Raw genomic sequence first — 21,333 nt, forward strand, 5'->3', positions numbered from 1 at the left:
CGGAAGGCCTCCCCATACAACCAGCCATCTGCCGGCAGTCCCGCCAACCCTCCCCTGAGTTCGAAACCCGCGGACCGAGGCGAGGAAATCTGCGCGCGATAGATAATACGTGATGCTACGCGAATTACTCGCACGCTGGTGGTAATCTAGCTGCATATCCAAACCGCCAACTGCATTACCCCCGTTCCGGAGGGACGGCGTGAGGCGGCGGCCAGTGTCGGGAGGAGTTGAAATGTTCTTCCAGCCACGATCCACATTCTTGGCAGGGCCGGCCTGATGTCCGCCCGTCATCACGAATCCTATCCTCGGCTGCCCACATCGACCTTTGTCGCGGATCAGGACCGACTACATCACATCAAGCGGATATTCGATCTCGTTCCAAATGCCCTTCTGCTTCTTGATCAAGCCGGAAATATTGCTGCCTGCAATGCAGCGGCGCTGGCATTCTTCGGCTACAGCGAGCATGAGCTGGTTGGCAGAGATGTCGATTTCGTTTGGCAGGCGACGGCAACGGACCGTCACGCCAAACCCCACGTGGCCGCCTGCAGCGAGTTGCTCACAGGTATTGCCCGGCCGAAGAACGGAGAGATTTTCCCCGCAGCCTTGTCCTTTGTAGCAGACACGGCCGCGATCGCACCCTTCACCTCAGCAATGCTTCAGAAGCTACCTCGCGAGTCGGATTCCGTGCATCAGGTTCGGCAACTTCAGGCCGAGCTTGCCCACATGGCTCGTGTAACGGAACTCGGAGAAATGGCAGCAACGCTGGCTCATGAGCTTACGCAGCCGCTTGCAGCGATCGCAAACTATTCCCAGGGATGTACCCGTTTGATGGCCACCACTGGCGACACTTCCTCCACGCAGGTGCAGGAGGTGCTGTCAGAAATCACCCGCCATGCCCTGCGAGCCGGAGATATCATAAACCGTCTCCGAGACTTCGTTGCCCGCACAGCGGGCGACAAGTCAGTGGAGCACGTCCATCAACTAATCGACGAGGCGATGGAAATCACACTTTTGGGGACCGGTTCTTCTCGATTGAGCACAGAGTATCTCCTGGAGGCAAAGCGCGACCGTGTTCTGGTCGACCGGATCCAGATCGAGCAAGTCGTAATGAACCTGGTTCGAAATGCCGTTGAGGCGATGGAAGGTGCGCAGCGTCGGAATTTACGTATCTCAACAAAAAACGGGACTGATGACACCATTGTCGTGGAGATATCCGACACGGGAGCTGGAATCGAATGGGACGAAACTCTGTTTCACCCATTCGTTAGCAATAAGCCGCGCGGTATTGGCGTAGGCTTGGCAATGTCAAAGCGCATCATAGAAGCGCATGGGGGGAACATATCGGCTCGGCCGGGTGCCGGGGTGGGATCGATCTTTTCGTTCACGCTCCCCCTCTTGGAGAGGCCAGATGCCAAATGATGTGATTGTCCATGTCGTGGACGACGATGAGACATTTCGCAAATCTTTGACGTTTCTACTGGCGTCAGCCGGCTATTCCGTTTGCGCATACGAATCCGCTCTTACGTTTCTCGCCTTGCTGCCATTGCCTGAAAAGGCATGCCTGGTGACAGACCTCAGGATGCCGCAGATCAATGGTATTGATCTCCTTCTGCGGTTGCGTGCGCTGGACATAGAGATCCCCACCATTATCATTACGTGCCACGGCGACGTCTCCATGGCCGTCCAAGCCATGAAGGCGGGCGCTGCCGACTTTATCGAGAAACCCTTCAAGGACGACGTCCTTATCCGCGCGATAAACCGAGTTGCCTCACAAGGTGATCCAATCGCGACCACCGCTGAACGGAACACGGTCAAGGCGCGGCTTCGTCAACTGACGGAACGTGAACAACAGGTTTTGGCGGGTGTCGTCGAGGGGCTTCAGAATAAGGCTATCGCCTTCGATTTAGGCATCAGTGCGAGAACGGTGGAAGTCCACCGCGCCAACATGATGGCTAAGATGGGAGCCCACAATATTGCCGACTTGGTCCGCATGGTATTGAGTTACAACGGCGTGGCGCGCCCCCGTATAAACCCTTAGTGGTCGTTCCCGATTCCCCTACCCTCCGACATTTCGTAGTGGTTCACTGGGGAGGATCTCCACATGACAGCTACGAGCTATGTCGCGGAACAGGACTTCAAGCGGCTCAATCCCGTTACGGTCCCCAGTACGAGCAGTTTTGGACCGGTTGGCACCAGGACGTTCTTCGCGGGCGATGTCATCTATAGGCGGGGTGACAAGGCGATGAAGATATACAGGATCGATACGGGAGCGGTGCGCGTTTATCGAGTCTCGCCGAGCGGATGCCGGAATATATTGGCGTTCCACAGTGCGGGTGAGTGGTTCGGACTTGAGGCCAGTGGCCACCACGAAGACTATGCGGAGGCAATCTGTGAAACCCGCCTGCGTCCGTTCTCCACGTCGGGATCCATGCCTTTGCCTGTTAGCCTGCTGGACCTATGTCTGCGCAACCTGAGTTTCGCCTACGTGCGACAGTCGCTCATCGTGCGTCCGACCGCCGTGGCGCGTGTCGCAGGCTTTATCGAGGAAGAAGCGTGCAAGAGCGCCGGTGGCGGACCCGAATTCGAGCTTCTGATGTCTCGGGCGGATATTGCGGACTACCTGGGGCTGACGGTTGAATCCGTAGCTCGCGCTTTTACCAGGCTGAGTTCACGCCGGATCATTCGTCTCGACGGGCGACTTCATCGACGGGTTCGTATCCTCGACCCCTCAAGGCTGATCGTCGCCAGTCTATAGACAGGAGTTCGTTTCTACAGGAAGGCCACGGAGCACCCGATCCGTTGATACTTTCTGATCGCCATACACCAATGCGCATACACCAAAAGCGTTCAAGCCTGGCGTGGGAAAGGGCCTTGGTAAGAAGGCGAAAGGGGCCGCAAGAAAGTGCCTGATCCGTCAGCCGGCTGGTCAGCCAACGCAACCATTTTCTACCTTGCATGGAACGCCCGGGATAGTTCGAACACATATCGAGTGGGAGATCGCACCCGGATATTTATTGGGCCACGACAAAGCGCAAGTTACCGTAAGTTACTTGAAGGGGCGCCTATGTTGTTGCCAAATGCGGCTCGCATACAGCTTACAGGAGAATGTTGGAGGAGCGGCAATGACTGTGACCGAGACACCCCCTTCGGGATCCATGATGAGTGCTCAGGAGCTGCGCAAGCAAGCGCTTGAGCTTCAGCTCCAGGAAATGGAGAGAGAAGACAAGATCAAGGCACTCGACGCCAAGAAACATGCCGAATTCGTTGATGACTTTTTCAAGAAGCACATCGGAGAGCATGAACGCGCCGTGATAAAGCGGCTGGTGATGAAGGCCGCTACGGACGGAAAGTTCGAGGCTATGATCTACAGTTTCCCTTCCAGCTTCTGCTCGGACAGCGGCCGCGCCATCAACAACAACCTTGACGGCTGGCAGGACACGCTGGAGGGCAAGGCGAAAGAGCTCTACGAGCTCTTTAAGCAGATAGCGAAGCCGCAAGGCTATGGCCTAAAGGCGGCGATCATCAATTTTCCGGACGGCATGCCCGGAGATGTCGGATTCTTCCTGACATGGGAACGTCCGTTGGAATAGTCTTCATCACACTCCGGTCGGCGCCCAGCACAACCTTGCGAGGGACTCTCATGAAGACCGTCGAGATCGAGCGCAAGTTCCTGGTCCGCAACGACGCGTGGCGAGGCGAAATCACGGATTCGCACCAGTTTTTGCAGGGGTATCTTGCGTCCCGCGGCGCAAACTCGGTGCGGGTGCGGATCGTCGATGGCATAACCGGGCGGCTGGCCATCAAGCTACGCAGGCACGGACTGTGCAGGCAGGAGTATGAGTACGAAATCCCCGTTGAGGAGGCGCAGGAGCTTCTCGCCCACGCCGCAGGGCGCATATTGGAAAAGACACGATACAACGTTCATCACCAAGGCTCGATCTGGGAAGTGGATGTTTTCGAAGGTCCTCATGAAGGCCTGACAATCGCGGAAATCGAAATGTCGAGCGAGAGCGACAGCCCGGCGCTACCTCGGTGGATCGGATCGGAAGTAACCGGCGACAAGAGATATTCCAATCGCACGCTGGCCGCAGTATCCGCCGAATTTCGTTTCGACATGGGGAGGATCAACGGGGGTTCGGTCAGCAAGCCTCAAGCCGGGTCGAACGTGCCGATGCCCCATGCCTGTCGGACCACCGTGCCTTGAACGTTTGAATCGGTTGTCTTGGCCGCGCAACTCCTCGCATCAAGGCAAATTTCACGATGCGGCGTCGTCCAGATCAATGGGATCTCGGTACACGACATCCAGCTGTGAGACCGGGCACCTCCCCGTCATTGTCGCCAGGATTGTGAACGGCGTACTATCGCCGACCACCGCCGCCGCGTCCTCCGCCACCTCGCGGGATGGGACGAGAGTGATGTTGGGCCACGCGCGGCGCCCCACGTTGTCCCCCTCCCATGCTATGCCGACCCCGGTTGGACGCGACCGCTTCGCGGCGGCCCGACTGTACATTGCCAAGCGCGTTCTTCTGGCGCGGCTGGTTCTGAGGGCGAGCAGCCATTTTCTTTGAGCCCGACTTCTTTTTGGCACCTGCCGCCGGTTTAGTGTTGGGACGATTGGCAGCCTGGCTCGGACGCGTTTTGGCCCGGTCGGCATTTGGACGGTTCGCTGCATTGTTCGCCTGCGGTTTCGGGCGGGATTTCAAGCCTTCGACCGTGCTCTTGCGAATATCCTCTGCGCGCGGGCGCGCGTTCTGTGCCGATACCCCGCGGCTTGACCGTTCCGCTGCAGCCTTGTTCTTCAGCTGGTTGCGATTATCGGCCTGCAGGCTGTTCTTGATCGTCGAGCGATCCAATTTCGCAAGCTGGTCCTTTCCGACATTCAGCTTGCTCCTGTCGACGTTGTTCCAGTCGATATCGTTCAATTTGACTTTGCCGTTGAAGTCCCGGTTCTTGAAGCAGTCGTTGCAGTCGATATCGACGTCGCCGTCCCAATCACCGCCCCATACCCCCCAGTCATCCCAATTGACGACAGCGGCCCAGGCGGCCCCTGTGACGGCTCCTGCGAAGAAAGTCGCGCCCGGATAATAATAGCTCTCGTAGTAATCCGGGTAGTAGGAGATCGGCGCAGGTTGATAATCCTCCGCATAAAGCATTTCGGGCGGATATTGCGGGATATAGACTTTCTGCGGATCTGTGGGACGAATGATGACGTTCTCGTTCTCCGTAACAACCGTGACCTTGTCATCCGTCTTGATGATATCCTTGGCAACCGCCTCGTCACGAAGCTGCTGGATGGCAATTAGCACATCCTTCTGCTGAGTGGTCAGTGCTTCCGCCAGCGACTGTGTCCAGTCGAGGTCATCACTCATCATTTCGACGATGTCCGGGTAATTGAGCAGCGAAACAACGCTGCCATCCCATTCCTTTTTGGGCTTGAGATCGGAATTCTTTTCCTTGGACTTCAGGAAGCGCTCCGCCTCCACGATCTGCAGGGGAAAGAGCGATGCCGATGAGATGGCAGCAACCAGTTCGTCCGGATACAAAGCGATAGGCGCAACAAGCACTTCAAGCTCATCATCCGAAAGCAGATCGGCCTCCGCCTCGTCACTGGTCGGCGAGACAGGCTTCGGTATGGGGATGGGCGTTTGAGATACAGCAGCGGAGCCTGGGAGAATCCAGAACGCGGCGGCCAACAGGCCCGTAAGCAGCTTGAAAGATCTACAGTTTGTCACCGGGATTACTCCTTGCGCGAGTTCGGTCACTTCCGCTTCGGCGAGGTCGGCAAACGTCTGAGGCAGCACTCGATCAAGCGCAGACGTGGGCCGCAAACATGGGCCGATGTTACGTTACGGCGTCGAGATCCTCTTGCGAGCTTTTCGACAAAATCCATGGAACAGAAAACGTCGCTCCAGCATCGATCACGTCTCAAGTTATCTGTCGGAAGCCCGCACATTCCTCAAAGTGGCTCCGTCGGAGCCAATTGTAGTTCGGAAATCTATCTGCATGGCGCAACTTACGAGATGCTACGTGATGTTACAGGCATCCACTGTCTCGCTGGCCTAATATTCCTCCGAAATCGGCAAAGGCCAGATCTGCAACAGCCAGGTCTGCACCGGCCGAGACCAGGGAGGGGCGGCATTGCTCGAACATCCTGCCTTGCGCGCGCTGATGTTTTCGAAGGGGCGCATTCCGGGCGGCCACTACTTTCCACGTCATTTTGCAACATGCGCATTGGTATGCGCACCGATTTGCAAGACGGCTTCGAGAACGGTCACGCCCCGTTTCGTGTTCACCTTGACAGCGCCCACAGTCCCGGCCGCGCAGTTCAGGCTCATGCGGACGGCAGACCGCAAATATCAGCGCAACAGCATTACCGCAGTGCCCCCCGTCATCCTTCGCCACACTCGGCATCGTGGAGCAGCATGAATATTTCCAACCACCGATCGGACACATGACAGGAGTAGTCAAAGGAGCGCGAAGTGACAGGCAAACTACCGCTGCCGCGGGGTCTCTCTGGTTTTGGTCGAGACTGGCTTCGGAAGGATATTCCGGCCGGGTTGTCTATAGCCGCAGTCGGCCTGCCGAGCGCCATCGCCTATCCAGCCATTGCCGGCCTGCCGCCGGAGACAGGCATCTACGCCAGCATTGTCGCTCCTATCGCCTATGCGATCTTCGGCCCATCCCGCCTGCTGGTCGTCGGCCCAGACGCGGCAACAATGACTGTTCTCGCCGCCGCCATGGCAGCCATCATTGCTGCTGAGCCCGCAGCAGCAGGCATCGATCGGGTCGCTATCGCCTCGTCGCTGGCGCTGGGGGTCGGCCTCTTCTGCATCGTGGCGAAACTGCTGCGGCTTGGGGTCCTGGCAAGCTTTCTCTCCCGCCCCATCCTCGTCGGCTTTTTCGCAGGCGTGTCACTTTCGATTTTGGTCGGCCAGATCGGCCGCCTGACCGGCGTCAAGATCGAATCGGACGGGCTGCTACCCCCCGTTCTCGAAATCCTGGCGAAGAGCGCCTCGATCCACCTGCCTTCCCTCGCTGTCGGCCTGTCAATGTTTGCGCTGCTGTCAGCAGTCAAAGCTTTCAATCTCAAGCTTCCCGGCCCGGTTCTCGTGGTTGTCGTGTCCGTTGTTCTCTCAGCCGTTTTCAATTTCGAGGGAAACGGCATCGCGGTCGTCGGCGACATCCCCCGCGGCCTGCCGGTGTTCTCCCTGCCAGCGCTTCACCAGTTGCCCCTCGACAAGATCGTGCTCGGCTCTGCAGCCGTATTTCTCGTCAGTTTCGGTGCAGGCATCGTGACAGCGCGGAGCTTCGGCTCACGCACAGGCCAGGACGTGGACGCCAACCAGGAACTTGTCGGTCTCGGCGCGGCCAACATCGTGCCCGGGCTGTTCGGCTCATTTCCAATTAGCTTTTCGGACTCGCGAACGGCTATCAACTTATCCGCCGGTGGGGTCTCTCAGGTAGCCGGGCTGGTTTCTGCAGGGGCGCTCATCGTGGCTCTTGTGTTTTTCCATAGTGCCCTGCGCATATTGCCCCTACCCGCGCTCGCAGCCATCCTCGTCAGCGCGGCCATCAGCCTCATAGACGTCCGTGAGCTGAAAAAGATCTGGAACATCAGTCGCATCGAATTCATTTTCGCACTGATTGCCATGTGGGGAGCCATCAGCTTCGGCGTATTGAATGGCGTCATCGTCGCGGTGGCAGCAACACTTGTCTACCTGCTCCGCAAGACGATGTTTCCCGACGACGGCTTTCTTGGCCGCATCGAAGGAAGAGAGGGTCTTTTCGACCTGGCTCGGTTCCCAGAGGCCCAGCCTCTCGAAGGCGTGTCCATTTTCACGATACGCGGCAATATTCTGTTTTACAGCGCCGACCATGTCAGGATGCGGTTGATGACCGTCGCCAAGGAACTCCCGGAGTCTACCCGGTGCCTTGTGCTTGACGCCGGCGCCATCGCTCATATCGACAGTACCGGAGCAGCCGCTCTCGATGACGTTGTTCAAAGCCTTGCCGAGCGGGATATCCTCATCGCGATTGCGGATCTCAATGAAGAGAGCCGGGACATTCTGGACCGTGCCGGCGTCATTAGAGCCATGGGCGTCCAAAATCTTTTCAACGATCGCGAAGAAGCGCTGCAGGCCCTGAGCGGCGGAACCGCGGAGATGTGGCGCGCGCCAATAAACGTGAGCCGGACAACATGATGGAGGACGTTATGGACGAGATGTACGATCCAAAGAACGAAATCGAAACAGTGGACGGCAAGGAAAAGCGAAAGAAGAAGTCGTTTGACTACGACAAGGAGCTTCACCGCCTGCAGGTAGAATTGGCCCACCTTCAGGCGTGGGTGAAGAAATCCGGTGCCCGGATCGTTATCGTGTTCGAGGGACGCGACGCTGCGGGCAAAGGGGGTATGATCAAGCGCATTACCGAAAAGGTAAGCCCGCGCGTCTTTCGAGTAGCAGCTCTTCCAGCTCCCACCGATCGCGAGAAATCGCAGATCTACATGCAACGGTACATCGCCCATCTACCGGCCGCCGGCGAGGTCGTTATCTTCGACCGTAGCTGGTACAATCGCGCGGGCGTCGATCGGGTCATGGGCTTTTGCAGCGACAAGAAGGCCGATCGGTTTATCGAGCTGGCCCCCCGCTTCGAAGCGGCTATCGTTGAAAGCGGTATCGTCCTCCTCAAATACTTCCTCACGGTCAGCGAAGAGGAACAGGGGCGGCGTTTCAAGCGCAGGATCGATGACCCGCTCCGGCAGTGGAAGCTCAGCCCCATGGATGTTGAATCCTATCAACGCTGGTGGGACTACTCACGCGCCTATGATGTGATGTTGCGCATGACCGATAGCAGCCACGCCCCCTGGTGGATTGTGCCTTCCGACGACAAGAAGCGAGCCAGGATCAACTGCATTTCACACATCCTTGGCTCTATCCCGTACGAACGCGTGAAATTCGATGTCCCGGATCTCGGAAAAAGACAGAAGCGGCCGTCGAGTTACGTTGAAGACCAGAGTATCCGCAACATCGTTCCGGATGTGACCCAGTAAGATATGCGCTTTGCAGTGAGACGGCACATGGAGTCCGGGGAGGATCAGCTAATGCCCTATCATCGAGTACACACGCGGTTGGCCAGGTCGTTGTTCATTTTCTCGATAACAGCGGCGTCGCTTCAACTTTTCCCCACTGCGCCGGTTCTGGCGCAAGACAACCCGTTTTCTCAGTTTCCAATCGTGATCGCTTGCAAGTTCAAGGACACCTACCACGCGTACTATTTTTCGAGGATAGGACCAGACGGCGTCGCAACCTACGTGGCATCGGACAGGATTGCTGGCACGATCTCCATAAAGGGACGCGCAGCGGCAATTGGAAGCGATGGCGGAGGCAATTGCGAAGGAAGGACGCTGCAAGAGCTGCGAGAATCCGGCCAAGCTCACGACTTGCCGGCCGAAAAGGCACCATAGCTTCAGTTTTCGCAGGCGACTTAGGTAAAGATCAGGCCCTTAGGCACGCTCAATAACTCTTCGGGAGGCATGGAGTTCAGAATATGGGCTTGTGGCGGAAGAGGTGGGATTCGAACCCACGGTACGGTCTCCCGCACGCCGGTTTTCAAGACCGGTTCCTTAAACCACTCGGACACTCTTCCAACGTCATCGCCAGACAGCTCATTCGAGTGTCGCCGCGATGATTGACAGACGAAAGGGCTTTAGCGTTTGGCTCTCACAGCGTCAACTGCAGCGCGCACCTGAAGCGTGATGATTCCGTCGTTCATGACTCCTCACCGCGGCTTCGGATGTGAAACACGCTTGTCCTGGCGGTGGCTTCGCGAGAACGGCGGCAGTTCTATTTTCTCTTGACGTCGGCCGTATATGAGCGCCTCCTGATCTTGGGAGGAGACGGTGATGAAACAGATCGGCAATCGTCAAATCAGGGCGCCCGGCCCGCCCCGCGACCACTGCGTCGAAGCCACCTGCCAGAAGCATGGGTTGAGCCCGAAGGAGGCAAAGCGAATGCTTCAGCTGCTCGGAAAGCGAGCGTCGATGCACGAGCTGGCGACCAACATGTCTGCGCGCCCTCCGAAGTTCAGGTGAAGCGGTTTCGGGTTGCAGAGATGAACAGGAGATAGGGCGGTGCCCGTTCTCGGGCATCGCAAAGCCACGATGGATAAGGCCACGATGGAGCCAGGACTTAGTGCCCGGGACTTCCCAATGAGCCCTGCTCGTCTGCGAAGGTACTCCATGCAGAGATAAACAGTGCGGCGACCAGCGGGCCGATGACGAACCCGTTGATACCCAGCAGCGAGAGACCCCCGATCGTCGAGATCAACACAACGTAGTCAGGCAATTTGGTCTCCTTGCCCACCAGCGGCGGCCGCAGTAGGTTGTCAACCAAGCCGATGACCAGGACCCCGACCGCAACCAGTATTGCCGCCTTCAGCCAGTACCCCATCAATGCGAGATAGAGAGCGGCCGGCACCCAGACCACGGCCGCTCCCACTGCCGGGAGCAGCGACAGGAACGACATCAGCACACCCAACAACATTGCCGGCGCCACGCCCAGCGCCCAGAATGTGACGCCGCCGATGGCTCCCTGCACCAGAGCGATAATGATGTTGCCGCGAACGCTTGCCCGCACCACCGATGCGAACTTCGATGTGAAAAGCCGTGTATGGGCGTCACTGAGCGGTGAAGCGCGCCTGATCGTCTTTGCAAGCCAGCGGCCGTCCCGGAAGAGGAAGAACATCAGATAGAGCATCACACCGAAGGCCACGAAGAACTGCAACGTGTTTTGTCCGAAGGTGAGTGCGCGCCCGGCAAAGAAGCGCCCGCCTTCCATGATCGCCGAGGACAGGCGCTCGCGTAGTTCCGCGAAGCCGGAAAGCTCGAGCGATTGCAGCCATTTCTGCATGAACGCCGGCAGCGCATCCTGCAACTGCTGAAGCAGCCGACGAATATCGATCTGTCCCGTATCGATCTGTTGGTAGAGATTGTTCGCCTCGCGCACGAGCGAGCTCAGGATGATCATGCCGGGAATGATGACCAGGCACACGCAGATGGCCACCGAGAGGAGGGCTGCCGTATTGCGGCGGTTACCAAGAGCGGCTTCCAGCCTCGAATGCAGGGGAAAGAAGATAATCGCGAACACCACCGCCCAGAAGATCGCCGAATAGAACGGCAGCACGATTGCGACGAATGCCAGCGTCACCAGGGCGAGCAACACATAGAAACTTACACGCTGCGATAGCATGGGCACCTTCCTTTTCGCGGACAAATCGGCACGTGCTGCATGGAATTCCCTCCTCATGCCCTGGTCGACAGACGCTGCTCGACGGCAGAAAGCCCGTCATAAATCAGCATAGCCAGCGCCCCGACGATCAGACCGCCTTGCAAGACGAAAGCAAGATTGTTTGTCTGCAGGCCCGCGATGATGACCTCCCCGAGCGTCTTGGCCGCTACCGTCGATCCTATGGTTGCAGTCGCCAGGCTGATGACCACTGAAAGGCGTATGCCGGCAAGAATGACAGGCATGGCCAGAGGAACTTCTATCTTTAGCAGCCTTTGCAAGCCGGTCATTCCCGTGCCGCGCGCCGCTTCCATCACAGCTGGCGGCAGCGTCGTCAGGCCGGTCAGTGTGTTCTCGAAGATCGGCAGAAGTCCATAGAGAAAGAGCGCGACCAACGTGGGCTTCTCACCGAAGCCCAGCACCGGCACCGCAAGTGCCAGCACTGCCACGGGTGGAAAGGTCTGCCCTATATTGACGAGGCTGCGGGACAGGGGAAGAAATTCCGCACCGATCGGGCGGCTGACGAGGATTGCCAGACTGACCGCCACGATCGTCGCGGCAAGCGTCGCGACAAGGACGATCGTGAGGTGCTGGATCGTCAGAGAAAGCAGGCTGCCTTGATTGTAGATTGCCGGCGCATTGGCTTGCACAAGCGGTTTCAACAGTGGCTCGAATGTCTGTGGCGTGAGTAGAAATGCAAGGAGCAGCGCAAGCAAGCCGGCGCGCAGGACATGGGGTATCCCCTTGCTCATGCTTCGGCCCGCTTCATCAAACCATCCAACGTCACGCGGCCGATTGGATTGCCCTCCGCCGTGACGACTGGCATCGCATGGCGCCCTGTCCACATCATCTGCGCCAGCGCGTCCTTTTGGCTCGTTTGTTCCGGCAAGGGCGGTCCGTCCGCACCACCCGGCTCCACCGCCTCTCCCACGGTTTTGAGCGAAAGTATGCGGAAGGGGCGCTCGCTTGCTCCGATCAAGGCTTCTACGAACGGCGTTGCCGGCTGTCGAATGAGCTCGTCCGGCCGACCGTATTGCAGGAGCCGCCCGCCATCCATCACCGCGATCTTGTCGGCGAGCCGAAATGCCTCCTCCATGTCATGGGTAACGAGGATGATCGTCGTGGAGAAATGCTTCTGTATGGCGAGCAGGTCTTCCTGCGCCTTGGCACGGATGATCGGATCGAGAGCTCCAAACGGCTCGTCCATCAACAGGACATTGGGTTCGGCGGCAAGCGCCCGCGCCACACCGACGCGCTGCTGTTCGCCGCCGGACAGTTCGTGCGGGTAACGTGTCCCGAACACGTCCGGATCGAGCTGGAACAACGACAGGAGCTCCCTCACCTTGTCGTTTACGCGCGGCCTGTCCCAGCCGAGCAAAGTCGGGACCGTGGCGATATTGTCAGCCACTGTCTTGTGCGGAAACAGTCCATGCCCCTGTATCGCGTAACCGATGCGGCGCCTCAACTCGTAACCGGCGATCGAGCGATTGTCAGCGCCATCCAGGCGGATTGCACCGGCATCCCCCTCGACCAATCGGTTGATCATCCGCAGCAGCGTCGTCTTTCCCGACCCAGACGTCCCGACGATGACGGCGATACTACGTGGCTCGACGACCATGGAGACATCATCGACCACTGGTCTTCCGTCATAGAGCTTTGAGACGGATTCGATCTCGATCATGCGGCCCTCTTGTTCACGGCAACAGTTCTGTTCATTTCGATCAGCGCATCGAGAATGACCGCGGAGACAAAGGCCAGCGCCACCGTCGGCAAGGCTCCCAGCAACACGAGATCGGTCGCGGTCTGCCCGAGTCCCTGGAAGACGAAGGTGCCGAAGCCTCCACCGCCAATCAGGGCGGCGATGGTGGCAAGCCCGATGTTCTGGACCAGAACTATTCGGATACCGGTCAGGATCACGGGCAGTGCGAGCGGGAGTTCCACCCGGAAAAGACGCTGCGCCGAGGTCATCCCGATCCCCCGGGCCGCCTCCCGCGTGGCCCCCGGCACCCCATTCAGTCCAGCCACCGTGTTGGCGACAACTGGCAGGAGGGAATAGAGGAACAGTGCCACGAAGGCCGGCGCCATGCCGATTCCGCGGATGCCGATCGCCGACGCCCCCGGCACATTGACCGCCACCCAGCCGAGCGGCCCTATCAGAATGCCAAAAAGCGCAATGGACGGTATGGTCTGGATGAGATTGAGCGTGTTGAGGACCCCTGCCCGTAGCGCCGGGACGCGCTCGCAGAGCACGCCGAGAGGCAAGCCCGCCAACATAGCGGCGAAAAGGGAACCCAGCGCCAGAGCCAGGTGACGGGACGCCTCCGTCCAGAAGACATCCGCACGTGCGGAATATTCCTTCATGACGGAAAGGCCGTCCCAGATACCGGACACAAGGGTGAGGTATACGAGACCCACTGCGGTGGCCAGATACACGAGCCGCAGGACGGGACTTGGCCGCATGCGGGTGATCGAATCGGTCGCCAGAAGGGAGAAGGTGAAAAGCAGCAACCAGAACCCGGACGCGGGCGAGATCCGCGCATAGGCGTTGTCGGCGGGCGCCAGAAACGTCCCGGACAGTCCGACGCAGACGATGAGCATGGCCAGCGCCAGTGCAGCCGCCAGGAACCTGGCGACCGCGGGGCTTCTTGAAAGGGCGACGGATGCAGCCCCCAGAACCGTAAAAGCAAGAAGCCATCCTGCCCACGTCGGCAGGGCCGAAAGCATTCCGAGTGACTCGCCACGGACGATGCGGTTAGCCCGCATCGTCGCGAAGGGAGACAATGCCCCATAGACCGCAAGAAGGGCTATGGCGACGCCAAGCTTGTCTGGGCGAAAAGTCAAATGGCGTCCCCACCGCAATTCCCCGGAGGCCGTCAACTTGCCATTCAGGGAGCCGTCAAACAACTACTTCAGCAAGCCGTTCTTCTTCAGGAAATCCTCGGCAACCGTCTTGGCGGGCTCTCCGCCAAGTTGAACACGGCCATTCAGACCCTGGAGCGTCACCAGGTCCAGCTTTTCAAATACCGGCTTGAGCAGATCGGCGATCTCCGGATGCTGCTTGAGCGCATCTTCCCGGATGATCGGCGCCGGCTGGTACACGGGCTGGACGCCCTTGTCGTCCTCGAGAACCACGAGTCCCGAGGGCGCAATGCCGCCATCCGTACCATAGACCATTGCCGCATTGGCGCCGTTGGTCTGGTTGGCGGCGGCGGCGATAGTGGCCGCGGTATCACCGCCCGAAAGCGTGATGAGCTGCTCCGGTTTCATCTTGAAGCCATAGGTCGTCTGGAACGCAGGCAGGGCGGCGGCCGAGTTCACGAATTCTGACGATGCGGCAAGCACAACCTCGCCGCCCCCGGCGACATACTTGCCGAAATCGGTAAGGGTCGCGAGACTGTTTTCATCCGCGACATCCTTCCGGAGAGCGATCGCCCAGGTATTGTTGGCCGGTGACGGCGTCAGCCACACGATCTTGTTGGCATCGTAGTCGAGCGTTTTTGCCTGTTCATATGCCTGCGCTGCATTCTTCCAGGCCGGGTCGTCCGCCTTTTCGAAGAAGTAGGCAGCGTTGCCGGTGTACTCCGGGTAGATATCGATTTCTCCGGCGGTGATCGCCGTACGAACGACGGGTGTCGCTCCCAGTTGCAAGCGGTCCGTCGTCGCAATGCCGTTGGCATTGAGAATACTCAGGATGATGTTGCCCAACACCCCACCCTCGGTGTCGATCTTGGATGACACCACCACCTGGGCATTGGCGACACCGGCAGAAAATGCGCAGGCGACCGCCACGGCCGCAACTTTCCTTAGAACATGCATGGTTCTGACCCTCCGTCTTGATCCCCGGCACCATGACTTTCCGTGCCTTGGCACTCGTATATGGGGCAGTCCTCCCGCAAGGGGAGAATGCGGCCTCCCATTTTTCTGACGCATCGGCGACGGAATGGTGACGGAAATCGGAAAGGGGCCGGCGCAAACAAGACAGTGCTGGCGCACAACCCTGCAAAACTGGAGAGCATAAAGGGCAAAAAGACCCTTTCGCATTGAGCATGTTGGTGACGTGGAGGAAACGTCGCCAGAAATCCGCCCGCCGGACGCTTATAACCAGGGGAACATTAAATGAAAAAGCTGCTTGCTTCCACATGTCTCGCCTTAGGCTTCGTGACCTTCGGCGCCAGTGCCTCACTGGCCGAATGCGGTGACGTCACCATCGCCAGCATGAACTGGCAGAGCGCCGAAGTGCTTGCTGCCCTCGATCAACTCGTCCTCAATGAAGGCTTCGGCTGCAACGCCGAAATTATCGTCGGCGACACAGTGCCTACCCTCACCTCCATGGTGGAAAAGGGTGAGCCCGACCTTGCACCGGAAGGCTGGATCGACCTGCTGCCCGAAATCGTCGGGCGCGGCGTGTCCGAAGGCAAGCTCGTGGGTGCAGCAGTTGCCCTGTCCGACGGAGCAGTCCAGGGATGGTGGATCCCGAAATATCTCGCGGATGCCAATCCCGAGGTCAAGACCATAGAGGATGTGCTGAAACATCCGGAACTGTTTCCCGATCCGGAGGATAAGTCCAAGGGCGCGATCCATAATGGCCCGGCCGGCTGGGGCGGCACGGTCGCGACGGCGCAACTCTTCAAGGCCTTTGGCGGCGAAGATGCCGGGTTCACGTTGGTCGATACCGGGTCTGCGGCCGGTTTGGACGGCTCGATCTCCAAGGCCTACGAAAGCAAGCAGGGCTGGGTCGGGTATTACTGGGCGCCCACCGCTCTCCTCGGCAAGTACGAGATGGTGAAGATCGAGCACGGCGTGCCTTACGACGCGGCGGAGTGGAAGCGCTGCAATACGGTCGCGGACTGCCCCGATCCGAAGAAGAACGACTGGCCCAAGGATACCGTCCAGACCATGCTCACCAAGAGCTTTGCCGATCGCGCCGGTCCGGACGTGATGGACTATCTCAACAAGCGTGCCTGGAGCAATGCGACGGTCAATGCACTGATGGCCTGGATGACCGACAACCAGGCGACCGGCGAGGACGGCGCAAAGCACTTCCTCAAGGAAAACGAGGACATCTGGACCACCTGGGTCTCGCCTGAAGTCGCCGAAAAGATCAAGGCTGCACTCTAAACAGATGTGCGGACCGGTGCTGCGGCGCATCACCGGTCCTTGATCTTGTCGGTCATTCAGACGCTCTGGCTCTATCGGAGGACCGTCATGGACTGGTTGACCCGTTTCCCGCATATGAACGACGGCATGTTGCGCGACCTGAAAAAGTCCATCGACGATGGATTCCGCTCTTTCACGCGCGCTTATGGCGATACGATCGAATCGTTTTTCGAGCCATTGCAGTTCTTCCTGATCTATTCGGAGCGGCTCCTCACGCGCACCCCATGGCCGATCATACTGATCGTCATCGCGTTGATTGCCTGGTTTGCCAGCCGTAGTTGGAAGATCGTCATTGGCTGCGTCATCACACTCCTGCTCATCGGCTGGTTCGACATGTGGGACGATACGATGAAGACAATCTCGATGATCTTCGTCTGCACCGTGCTGTCGATCGTCATCGGCATACCGATCGGCATCGCGATGTCCCGCTCCAACCGATTGCAGAGCATCATCAATCCGGTGCTTGACGTCATGCAAACCATGCCAAGCTTCGTCTATCTGATACCGGTCGTGATGCTGCTCGGTATAGGCAAGGTGCCTGGCTTGATCGCGGTGGTGATCTACGCACTTCCGCCGATGATAAGGCTGACCAATCTCGGCATCCGCCTGGTCGACCGGGACGTGCTGGAAGCTGCCGACGCCTTCGGGTCATCGAGCTGGCAAAAGCTCAAGGACGTTCAGATGCCGCTGGCGCTTCCGACGATCATGGCCGGCATCAACCAGACGATCATGATGGCACTCGCCATGGTGGTCATTGCGTCCATGATCGGGGTTCAAGGGCTCGGACAACCGGTGCTGAGGGCAATCTCCAACCAATATTTCACGCTCGGCGTCTTCAACGGTCTCGCCATTGTCGGGATCGCGATCATCTTCGACCGGATCAGCCAGGCCTACGGAAAACGGCTCCAGCGTCACCTGGAGATCGTCCACGGATAGGGGCAACTAGTCGTCGGTCGTGTCTATCACCCCAACATTCACGTACCGGGCCCGACCGGCGAGCCAGCCGTTGATCGCGGCGCCAACGCCAAGAGCGACGAACAAGACGGACGTGGCGGCAAAACTTCCCGTCCAGCCTCTGATCAGGCCAACAATCAAAGGACCTATGGAGGCAAGCAGGTAGCCGACACATTGGGCCATGCCGGAAAGGTGCGAGGCGACCAGTGGATCTCGCGACCGCAGGACGATGTTGGTCATCGCTGCGGCGATCAAGCCGCCCTGCCCGATACCCTGCAACACGGCCCAGATCCATACCGTTGACAAGGGCGCGAACAGCAGGCCCAGCAGGGCGCCCACGGAGATGACGCAGAGCACCGCATTGATGATACTCTGATCCCTGCCCCTCACGGAGATATGCGGTATCACCAGGCAGGCGGCAGCCTGGACCATCACAGAAACCGAGACGATACCGCCGGCGGCTATTCCGTCGAGCCCTCTCTCGCGCAGGATCGGAACCAGCCAGCCGAAGACGCAGTATGCGAGAGCGGACTGAAGCCCCATGAAGAGCGTGACCTGCCACGCAAGCCTGTCCCTCCAGAGGCCGACAACGCGTTTGCTGCTCCGTCCCCCCTTGTGGGCCGCCCCGGTTACCTGCGGCAGCCAGATTAAAGCTGCGATTGCCGCGGGTACGGCCCACACGGCAAGAGTTGCGCCGAGCGAGCCGCCCAAGGCTTGCTTGATCGGGAGTGTCAGTCCGGCGGCGGCCGCAGCACCGCCGCACAGGGCCATCGTGTAGAGGCCTGTCAGGAGTGCCATACGGTCCGGAAAGTCACGTTTCACCAGACCGGGCAAGAGCACGTTGCTGACCGCAATGCAGGCGCCTGCGATCGCCGTCCCGAGAAACAGCATGGGGACGTAAGGAAGCCCGCGAAGTGCCGTGCCGAACGCCAGGAGCAGGACCACCAGAAGGAGCGTCCGCTCTGTTCCGATTCGCTGCGCCAGGCGCGGCGCAAGTGGCGAAAAGGCGCCGAGGCATACGACCGGCAGCGTCGTCAGAAAACCGGCGCCGATGTCGCCAAGGCCGAGCTCGGAACGGATTTCCGGCAGAAGTGCCGAGACGCTCGAGAAAACCGGGCGAAGGTTGAAGGCTATGAGGACAAGGCTCGCACCAAGCAGCAGGCGCGAGATTGGCGACCGCTTGGCATCCACGCCGCCCGCAACCCCTTGGAGGCCGCGATCCGCCTTGTCGGCGCGATGAGAGAGATCATCCACGACGGAAATCCGTGACTTGCCTTACTGGTTGTCCGCCGGTGTCACCGGAAACACGTTCGGGCCATGCATACCGAAATGAGCTGCTATCAGGTGGGAACAATGGAAACAATATCAGATGGCTCCCCGGCGGTACGCTTCATCTGTTGTAAAGCGAGATTGCGATCCTCTTGTATTTCGCGGCGGGACGTGATTGCGGTTGCGTATTGCACTCACCGGAATCCCCCCGTCCATGTCCCCCACTGCCATCCCCTTCGTCACCGTCGGCCTGCTTGTCCTGTCCAACATCTTCATGACCTTTGCCTGGTATGGCCATCTGAAGTTCAAGACCGAAGCGCTTTACCTCGTCATCCTGGTAAGCTGGGGCATCGCGCTGCTGGAATATTGCTTCCAGGTGCCCGCCAACCGCATCGGGCACGGCTACTTCAACGCAGCCCAGTTGAAGACCATCCAGGAAATCATCACTCTGTCCGTTTTCGTGGTCTTCTCGGTATTCTACCTCGGCGAGGCGTTTCACTGGAAACAGGGGGTGGGGTTTGCCTTCATCGCGCTGGGCGCCTTCTTCATCTTCTCAAAATAGCGCCTGTAGCCCGGCATGGAGCTTTCCGTTCCATGCCACCGGCTTGCTGACAGGGCATGACGCAGACCATTTTTGCGCGGATCGGACGAAACAACTCCGAAGTCGCGGCGCTTTTGCATGCGGATGCCTTCATTTCCTTGAAGGATTGTTCTAGAGACAATTCACCATGCCGCCCAACGGCGGCCCGACATTTCGCAAGGTATCGTAGGCAATGCTCAATTCCCTTAGAAACGCTTCCCGCTCCTGGGTCTCCAAGGCGCTCCTTCTGCTGTTGGTCGCATCCTTCGGTGTGTGGGGTGTTTCAACCTCCCTGGTGACCACTGACGCGAACACCGTGATGACTGTCGGCGACCAGGAAGTGTCGGCGCAGGAATTCGCCCTCGCCTATCAGCGTCAGATGGCAGGACTGGGACGGCAGTTTGGAATGCAGCTGACTACCGAGCAGGCCCGCGCCTTCGGCATCGAACAGCAGGTCTTCTCCCAACTTGCAGCCGGAGCAGCTCTGGACCAGCTTTCGCAGGACATGGGGCTCGGGCTGTCGCACGACCGCCTCGCAATGCTGATCGCCGAAGATCCGGCCTTCCAGGGATCGAACGGCCAGTTCGATCGCAACCTCTTCACCTCGCGTCTGAGCAATGCAGGTCTTCGCGAAGACGACTATATCACGGAGCGCAGCAAGGTTGCGGTCCGCAGCCAGATTGTTGAAGCTGTTTCCGACGGGTTCAAGCCGCCGCAGGTCATGCTGGATGCCCTCAAGCAGTATCGAGACGAGACGAGAAGCGTCGAATACCTGCTGCTGTCGAATGCAAACATCGATCCGGTCAAGGCACCGACGGACGACGTCCTTTCCGCATGGTTCGAAGGCGCGAAGGCGCGCTACCGTGCACCGGAATTCCGTCGCTTCACCTATGTAACTCTGCAGCCCACCGATATTGCCGATGCGTCCGCCATCACGGATGAAGAGGCCCGTGCGGAATACGATCGCCGCAAGGAAAGCTTTACGACGCGCGGCACGCGCACCATCGAGCAGTTGACCTACTCTGACCGGGAGATGGCCGAGGCAGCGGCAGCTCAGCTCAAGGATCAGACGACGACCTTCGATCAACTGATCACGGACCAGGGGAAGACGGCCTCCGACGTCCAGCTCGGCAATTTCACCAAAGACAACATGCCGGACCAGAGCCTTGCGGAGGCTGCATTCTCGGTCACCACGGAAGGCGGCACTACGCCGGTCATCGACGGCTCGTTCGGTCCCGTGATCCTGCGCGTGACGAACATCACGCCTGAAGCCACGAAGTCGTTCGACGAAGTCAAGGAGGAGGTTCGCCAGCAGCTGGCTCTTTCTGCCGCATCCCAGGAAGTCCTGAACGCGCACGATCGGTTTGAAGAAATCCGCGCGACCGGCGCCACGCTGGAGGAGGCCGGGAAGGAACTGAAACTCAACGTCGCCACCGTGACCACCGATACCTCCGGCAACGACCAGCAGGGCAACAAGATCAGCACCCTGCCGCCCGCCGAAACACTGCTGGGCGATGTCTTCCGGACAGAACCTGGAGCACAGCCGCTGCCCGTTTCGCTCGGTAACTACGGCTACGTCTGGTTCGAAGTCGCAGAAATCATTCCCGAGCGCGAACAGACGCTCGACGAAATCCGCGAAAAGGTTGTTGCCGACTGGACCGCAGAACAGCAGCGCGAGGCATTGGCCGCTCGTGCGACGGAGCTCAAGGAGCGGCTCGAGAAGGGCGAAACGATTGCTGCGATTGCGGAAGATCTGGGCGTTGCCGTCGAGACGAAGCAGGGTCTACGCCGGACTGGCGAGGATGCGATCTTCGGACCGGAAGCGACAACTGCGCTCTTTGCGGGTCCGGTCGATCTCGTGACGACCGCGACGGCAGCCGACGGCGAAAGCCGCATGTTGATCAAGGTTACCGCGTCCGAGCAGGCGACAGCCGATGCGCTTGCATCCAACGAGCCGCTGCTGCGGATGGCAGAATCGGCAGGCGACGACATGCTCGACCAGATGGTGAACCGCCTGCAGAACGACTATGGCGTCTCGATCAACCAGGCCGTTGCCGATCAGGTGACCGGCACGATCCGCTGACGCTGTGA

The 21,333-nt window shown here is 59.2% G+C and carries 19 protein-coding genes, 1 tRNA gene and 1 pseudogene; 13 read left to right on the forward strand and 8 right to left on the reverse strand.

Going from position 1 to position 21,333, the window contains the following annotated elements:
* Window positions 1-276: 276 nt before the first annotated feature.
* The 6 genes and pseudogenes from LH464_RS24875 to LH464_RS16595 form a co-directional block, all read left to right on the forward strand.
* A pseudogene (locus LH464_RS24875) lies at window positions 277-465 on the forward strand (PAS domain-containing protein); the annotation flags it as partial.
* Between the two features lie 69 nt (window positions 466-534).
* Window positions 535-1,419 (forward strand): sensor histidine kinase, encoded by an 885-nt coding sequence (locus LH464_RS16575; RefSeq protein WP_226787575.1) that lies wholly within the window; start codon window positions 535-537, stop codon window positions 1,417-1,419.
* Complete coding sequence (fixJ, locus tag LH464_RS16580) at window positions 1,409-2,038, forward strand: response regulator FixJ (protein ID WP_226787510.1); 630 nt, start codon at window positions 1,409-1,411, stop codon at window positions 2,036-2,038. The genes LH464_RS16575 and fixJ overlap by 11 nt, the downstream gene beginning before the upstream one ends.
* Window positions 2,039-2,101: 63 nt before the next feature.
* Window positions 2,102-2,755, forward strand: coding sequence for a helix-turn-helix domain-containing protein (locus LH464_RS16585; protein ID WP_226787511.1), 654 nt, complete (start codon window positions 2,102-2,104; stop codon window positions 2,753-2,755).
* A gap of 367 nt (window positions 2,756-3,122) precedes the next feature.
* Window positions 3,123-3,590 (forward strand): hypothetical protein, encoded by a 468-nt coding sequence (locus LH464_RS16590; RefSeq protein ID WP_226787512.1) that lies wholly within the window; start codon window positions 3,123-3,125, stop codon window positions 3,588-3,590.
* Between the two features lie 50 nt (window positions 3,591-3,640).
* Entirely contained in the window at window positions 3,641-4,204 is a 564-nt protein-coding gene (locus LH464_RS16595) for a CYTH domain-containing protein (protein WP_226787513.1), read from the forward strand.
* A gap of 154 nt (window positions 4,205-4,358) precedes the next feature.
* Here the strand turns inward: LH464_RS16595 and LH464_RS16600 are convergent, their stop codons facing one another.
* Window positions 4,359-5,732 (reverse strand): DUF3300 domain-containing protein, encoded by a 1,374-nt coding sequence (locus LH464_RS16600; RefSeq protein WP_226787514.1) that lies wholly within the window; start codon window positions 5,730-5,732, stop codon window positions 4,359-4,361.
* 747 nt (window positions 5,733-6,479) lie between these two features.
* On the opposite strand from LH464_RS16600, the gene LH464_RS16605 reads away from it, so the two are divergent.
* Both LH464_RS16605 and ppk2 read left to right on the forward strand, forming a co-directional pair.
* On the forward strand, window positions 6,480-8,201 hold the full coding sequence (locus LH464_RS16605) for a SulP family inorganic anion transporter (RefSeq protein ID WP_226787515.1): 1,722 nt from the start codon (window positions 6,480-6,482) through the stop codon (window positions 8,199-8,201).
* A gap of 11 nt (window positions 8,202-8,212) precedes the next feature.
* On the forward strand, window positions 8,213-9,049 hold the full coding sequence (gene ppk2 / locus LH464_RS16610; protein ID WP_226787576.1) for a polyphosphate kinase 2: 837 nt from the start codon (window positions 8,213-8,215) through the stop codon (window positions 9,047-9,049).
* Window positions 9,050-9,555: 506 nt separating this feature from the next.
* Here the strand turns inward: ppk2 and LH464_RS16620 are convergent.
* Window positions 9,556-9,645: transfer RNA gene (locus tag LH464_RS16620), tRNA-Ser, on the reverse strand.
* Between the two features lie 256 nt (window positions 9,646-9,901).
* On the opposite strand from LH464_RS16620, the gene LH464_RS16625 reads away from it, so the two are divergent.
* A complete protein-coding gene (locus tag LH464_RS16625; protein WP_226787517.1) occupies window positions 9,902-10,090 on the forward strand; it encodes a hypothetical protein in 189 nt (62 codons plus the stop codon).
* A gap of 97 nt (window positions 10,091-10,187) precedes the next feature.
* On the opposite strand, the gene LH464_RS16630 is transcribed toward LH464_RS16625, so the two are convergent.
* The 5 genes from LH464_RS16630 to osmF form a co-directional block, all read right to left on the reverse strand.
* Window positions 10,188-11,246 (reverse strand): AI-2E family transporter, encoded by a 1,059-nt coding sequence (locus LH464_RS16630; RefSeq protein WP_226787518.1) that lies wholly within the window; start codon window positions 11,244-11,246, stop codon window positions 10,188-10,190.
* Window positions 11,247-11,299: 53 nt separating this feature from the next.
* On the reverse strand, window positions 11,300-12,034 hold the full coding sequence (locus LH464_RS16635; protein WP_226787519.1) for an ABC transporter permease: 735 nt from the start codon (window positions 12,032-12,034) through the stop codon (window positions 11,300-11,302).
* Window positions 12,031-12,963, reverse strand: coding sequence for an ABC transporter ATP-binding protein (locus LH464_RS16640; protein WP_226787520.1), 933 nt, complete (start codon window positions 12,961-12,963; stop codon window positions 12,031-12,033). Before LH464_RS16640 ends, LH464_RS16635 begins: the two co-directional genes overlap by 4 nt.
* Window positions 12,960-14,123, reverse strand: coding sequence for an ABC transporter permease (locus LH464_RS16645; protein WP_226787521.1), 1,164 nt, complete (start codon window positions 14,121-14,123; stop codon window positions 12,960-12,962). The genes LH464_RS16640 and LH464_RS16645 overlap by 4 nt, the downstream gene beginning before the upstream one ends.
* 63 nt (window positions 14,124-14,186) lie before the next feature.
* Entirely contained in the window at window positions 14,187-15,098 is a 912-nt protein-coding gene (gene osmF, locus LH464_RS16650) for a glycine betaine ABC transporter substrate-binding protein OsmF (protein ID WP_226787522.1), read from the reverse strand.
* 300 nt (window positions 15,099-15,398) lie between these two features.
* On the opposite strand from osmF, the gene LH464_RS16655 reads away from it, so the two are divergent.
* A complete protein-coding gene (locus tag LH464_RS16655) occupies window positions 15,399-16,400 on the forward strand; it encodes an ABC transporter substrate-binding protein (protein WP_226787523.1) in 1,002 nt (333 codons plus the stop codon).
* Window positions 16,401-16,487: 87 nt separating this feature from the next.
* Entirely contained in the window at window positions 16,488-17,375 is an 888-nt protein-coding gene (locus LH464_RS16660) for an ABC transporter permease (protein ID WP_226787524.1), read from the forward strand.
* Window positions 17,376-17,381: 6 nt separating this feature from the next.
* Here LH464_RS16660 and LH464_RS16665 read toward each other — a convergent pair whose 3' ends face one another.
* Window positions 17,382-18,584, reverse strand: a complete 1,203-nt coding sequence (locus LH464_RS16665) for a CynX/NimT family MFS transporter (protein ID WP_226787577.1) — start codon at window positions 18,582-18,584, stop codon at window positions 17,382-17,384.
* A 292-nt stretch (window positions 18,585-18,876) separates the two neighbouring features.
* On the opposite strand from LH464_RS16665, the gene LH464_RS16670 reads away from it, so the two are divergent.
* Together LH464_RS16670 and LH464_RS16675 are read left to right on the forward strand one after the other, a co-directional pair.
* Window positions 18,877-19,224: a DMT family protein gene (locus LH464_RS16670; RefSeq protein ID WP_255648435.1), complete on the forward strand. Its 348-nt coding sequence runs from the start codon at window positions 18,877-18,879 to the stop codon at window positions 19,222-19,224.
* A gap of 211 nt (window positions 19,225-19,435) precedes the next feature.
* Entirely contained in the window at window positions 19,436-21,325 is a 1,890-nt protein-coding gene (locus LH464_RS16675; RefSeq protein WP_226787525.1) for a peptidylprolyl isomerase, read from the forward strand.
* The last annotated feature ends 8 nt before the right edge of the window (window positions 21,326-21,333 follow it).

The sequence above is a fragment of the Pseudorhizobium xiangyangii genome (assembly GCF_020531965.1).
Lineage (GTDB): Bacteria > Pseudomonadota > Alphaproteobacteria > Rhizobiales > Rhizobiaceae > Neorhizobium > Neorhizobium xiangyangii.

Excerpts from the sequence above, each read along its gene's own strand:
- LH464_RS16660 (WP_226787524.1), top strand. The coding sequence starts at position 16,488 with ATGGACTGGTTGACCCGTTTCCCGCATATGAACGACGGCATGTTGCGC.
- LH464_RS16595 (WP_226787513.1), top strand. The coding sequence starts at position 3,641 with ATGAAGACCGTCGAGATCGAGCGCAAGTTCCTGGTCCGCAACGACGCG.
- ppk2 (WP_226787576.1), top strand. The coding sequence starts at position 8,213 with ATGGACGAGATGTACGATCCAAAGAACGAAATCGAAACAGTGGACGGC.
- LH464_RS16585 (WP_226787511.1), top strand. The coding sequence starts at position 2,102 with ATGACAGCTACGAGCTATGTCGCGGAACAGGACTTCAAGCGGCTCAAT.
- LH464_RS16630 (WP_226787518.1), bottom strand. The coding sequence starts at position 11,246 with ATGCTATCGCAGCGTGTAAGTTTCTATGTGTTGCTCGCCCTGGTGACG.
- LH464_RS16675 (WP_226787525.1), top strand. The coding sequence starts at position 19,436 with ATGCTCAATTCCCTTAGAAACGCTTCCCGCTCCTGGGTCTCCAAGGCG.
- osmF (WP_226787522.1), bottom strand. The coding sequence starts at position 15,098 with ATGCATGTTCTAAGGAAAGTTGCGGCCGTGGCGGTCGCCTGCGCATTT.
- fixJ (WP_226787510.1), top strand. The coding sequence starts at position 1,409 with ATGCCAAATGATGTGATTGTCCATGTCGTGGACGACGATGAGACATTT.
- LH464_RS16655 (WP_226787523.1), top strand. The coding sequence starts at position 15,399 with ATGAAAAAGCTGCTTGCTTCCACATGTCTCGCCTTAGGCTTCGTGACC.
- LH464_RS16635 (WP_226787519.1), bottom strand. The coding sequence starts at position 12,034 with ATGAGCAAGGGGATACCCCATGTCCTGCGCGCCGGCTTGCTTGCGCTG.
- LH464_RS16590 (WP_226787512.1), top strand. The coding sequence starts at position 3,123 with ATGACTGTGACCGAGACACCCCCTTCGGGATCCATGATGAGTGCTCAG.
- LH464_RS16625 (WP_226787517.1), top strand. The coding sequence starts at position 9,902 with ATGAAACAGATCGGCAATCGTCAAATCAGGGCGCCCGGCCCGCCCCGC.
- LH464_RS16640 (WP_226787520.1), bottom strand. The coding sequence starts at position 12,963 with ATGATCGAGATCGAATCCGTCTCAAAGCTCTATGACGGAAGACCAGTG.
- LH464_RS16670 (WP_255648435.1), top strand. The coding sequence starts at position 18,877 with ATGTCCCCCACTGCCATCCCCTTCGTCACCGTCGGCCTGCTTGTCCTG.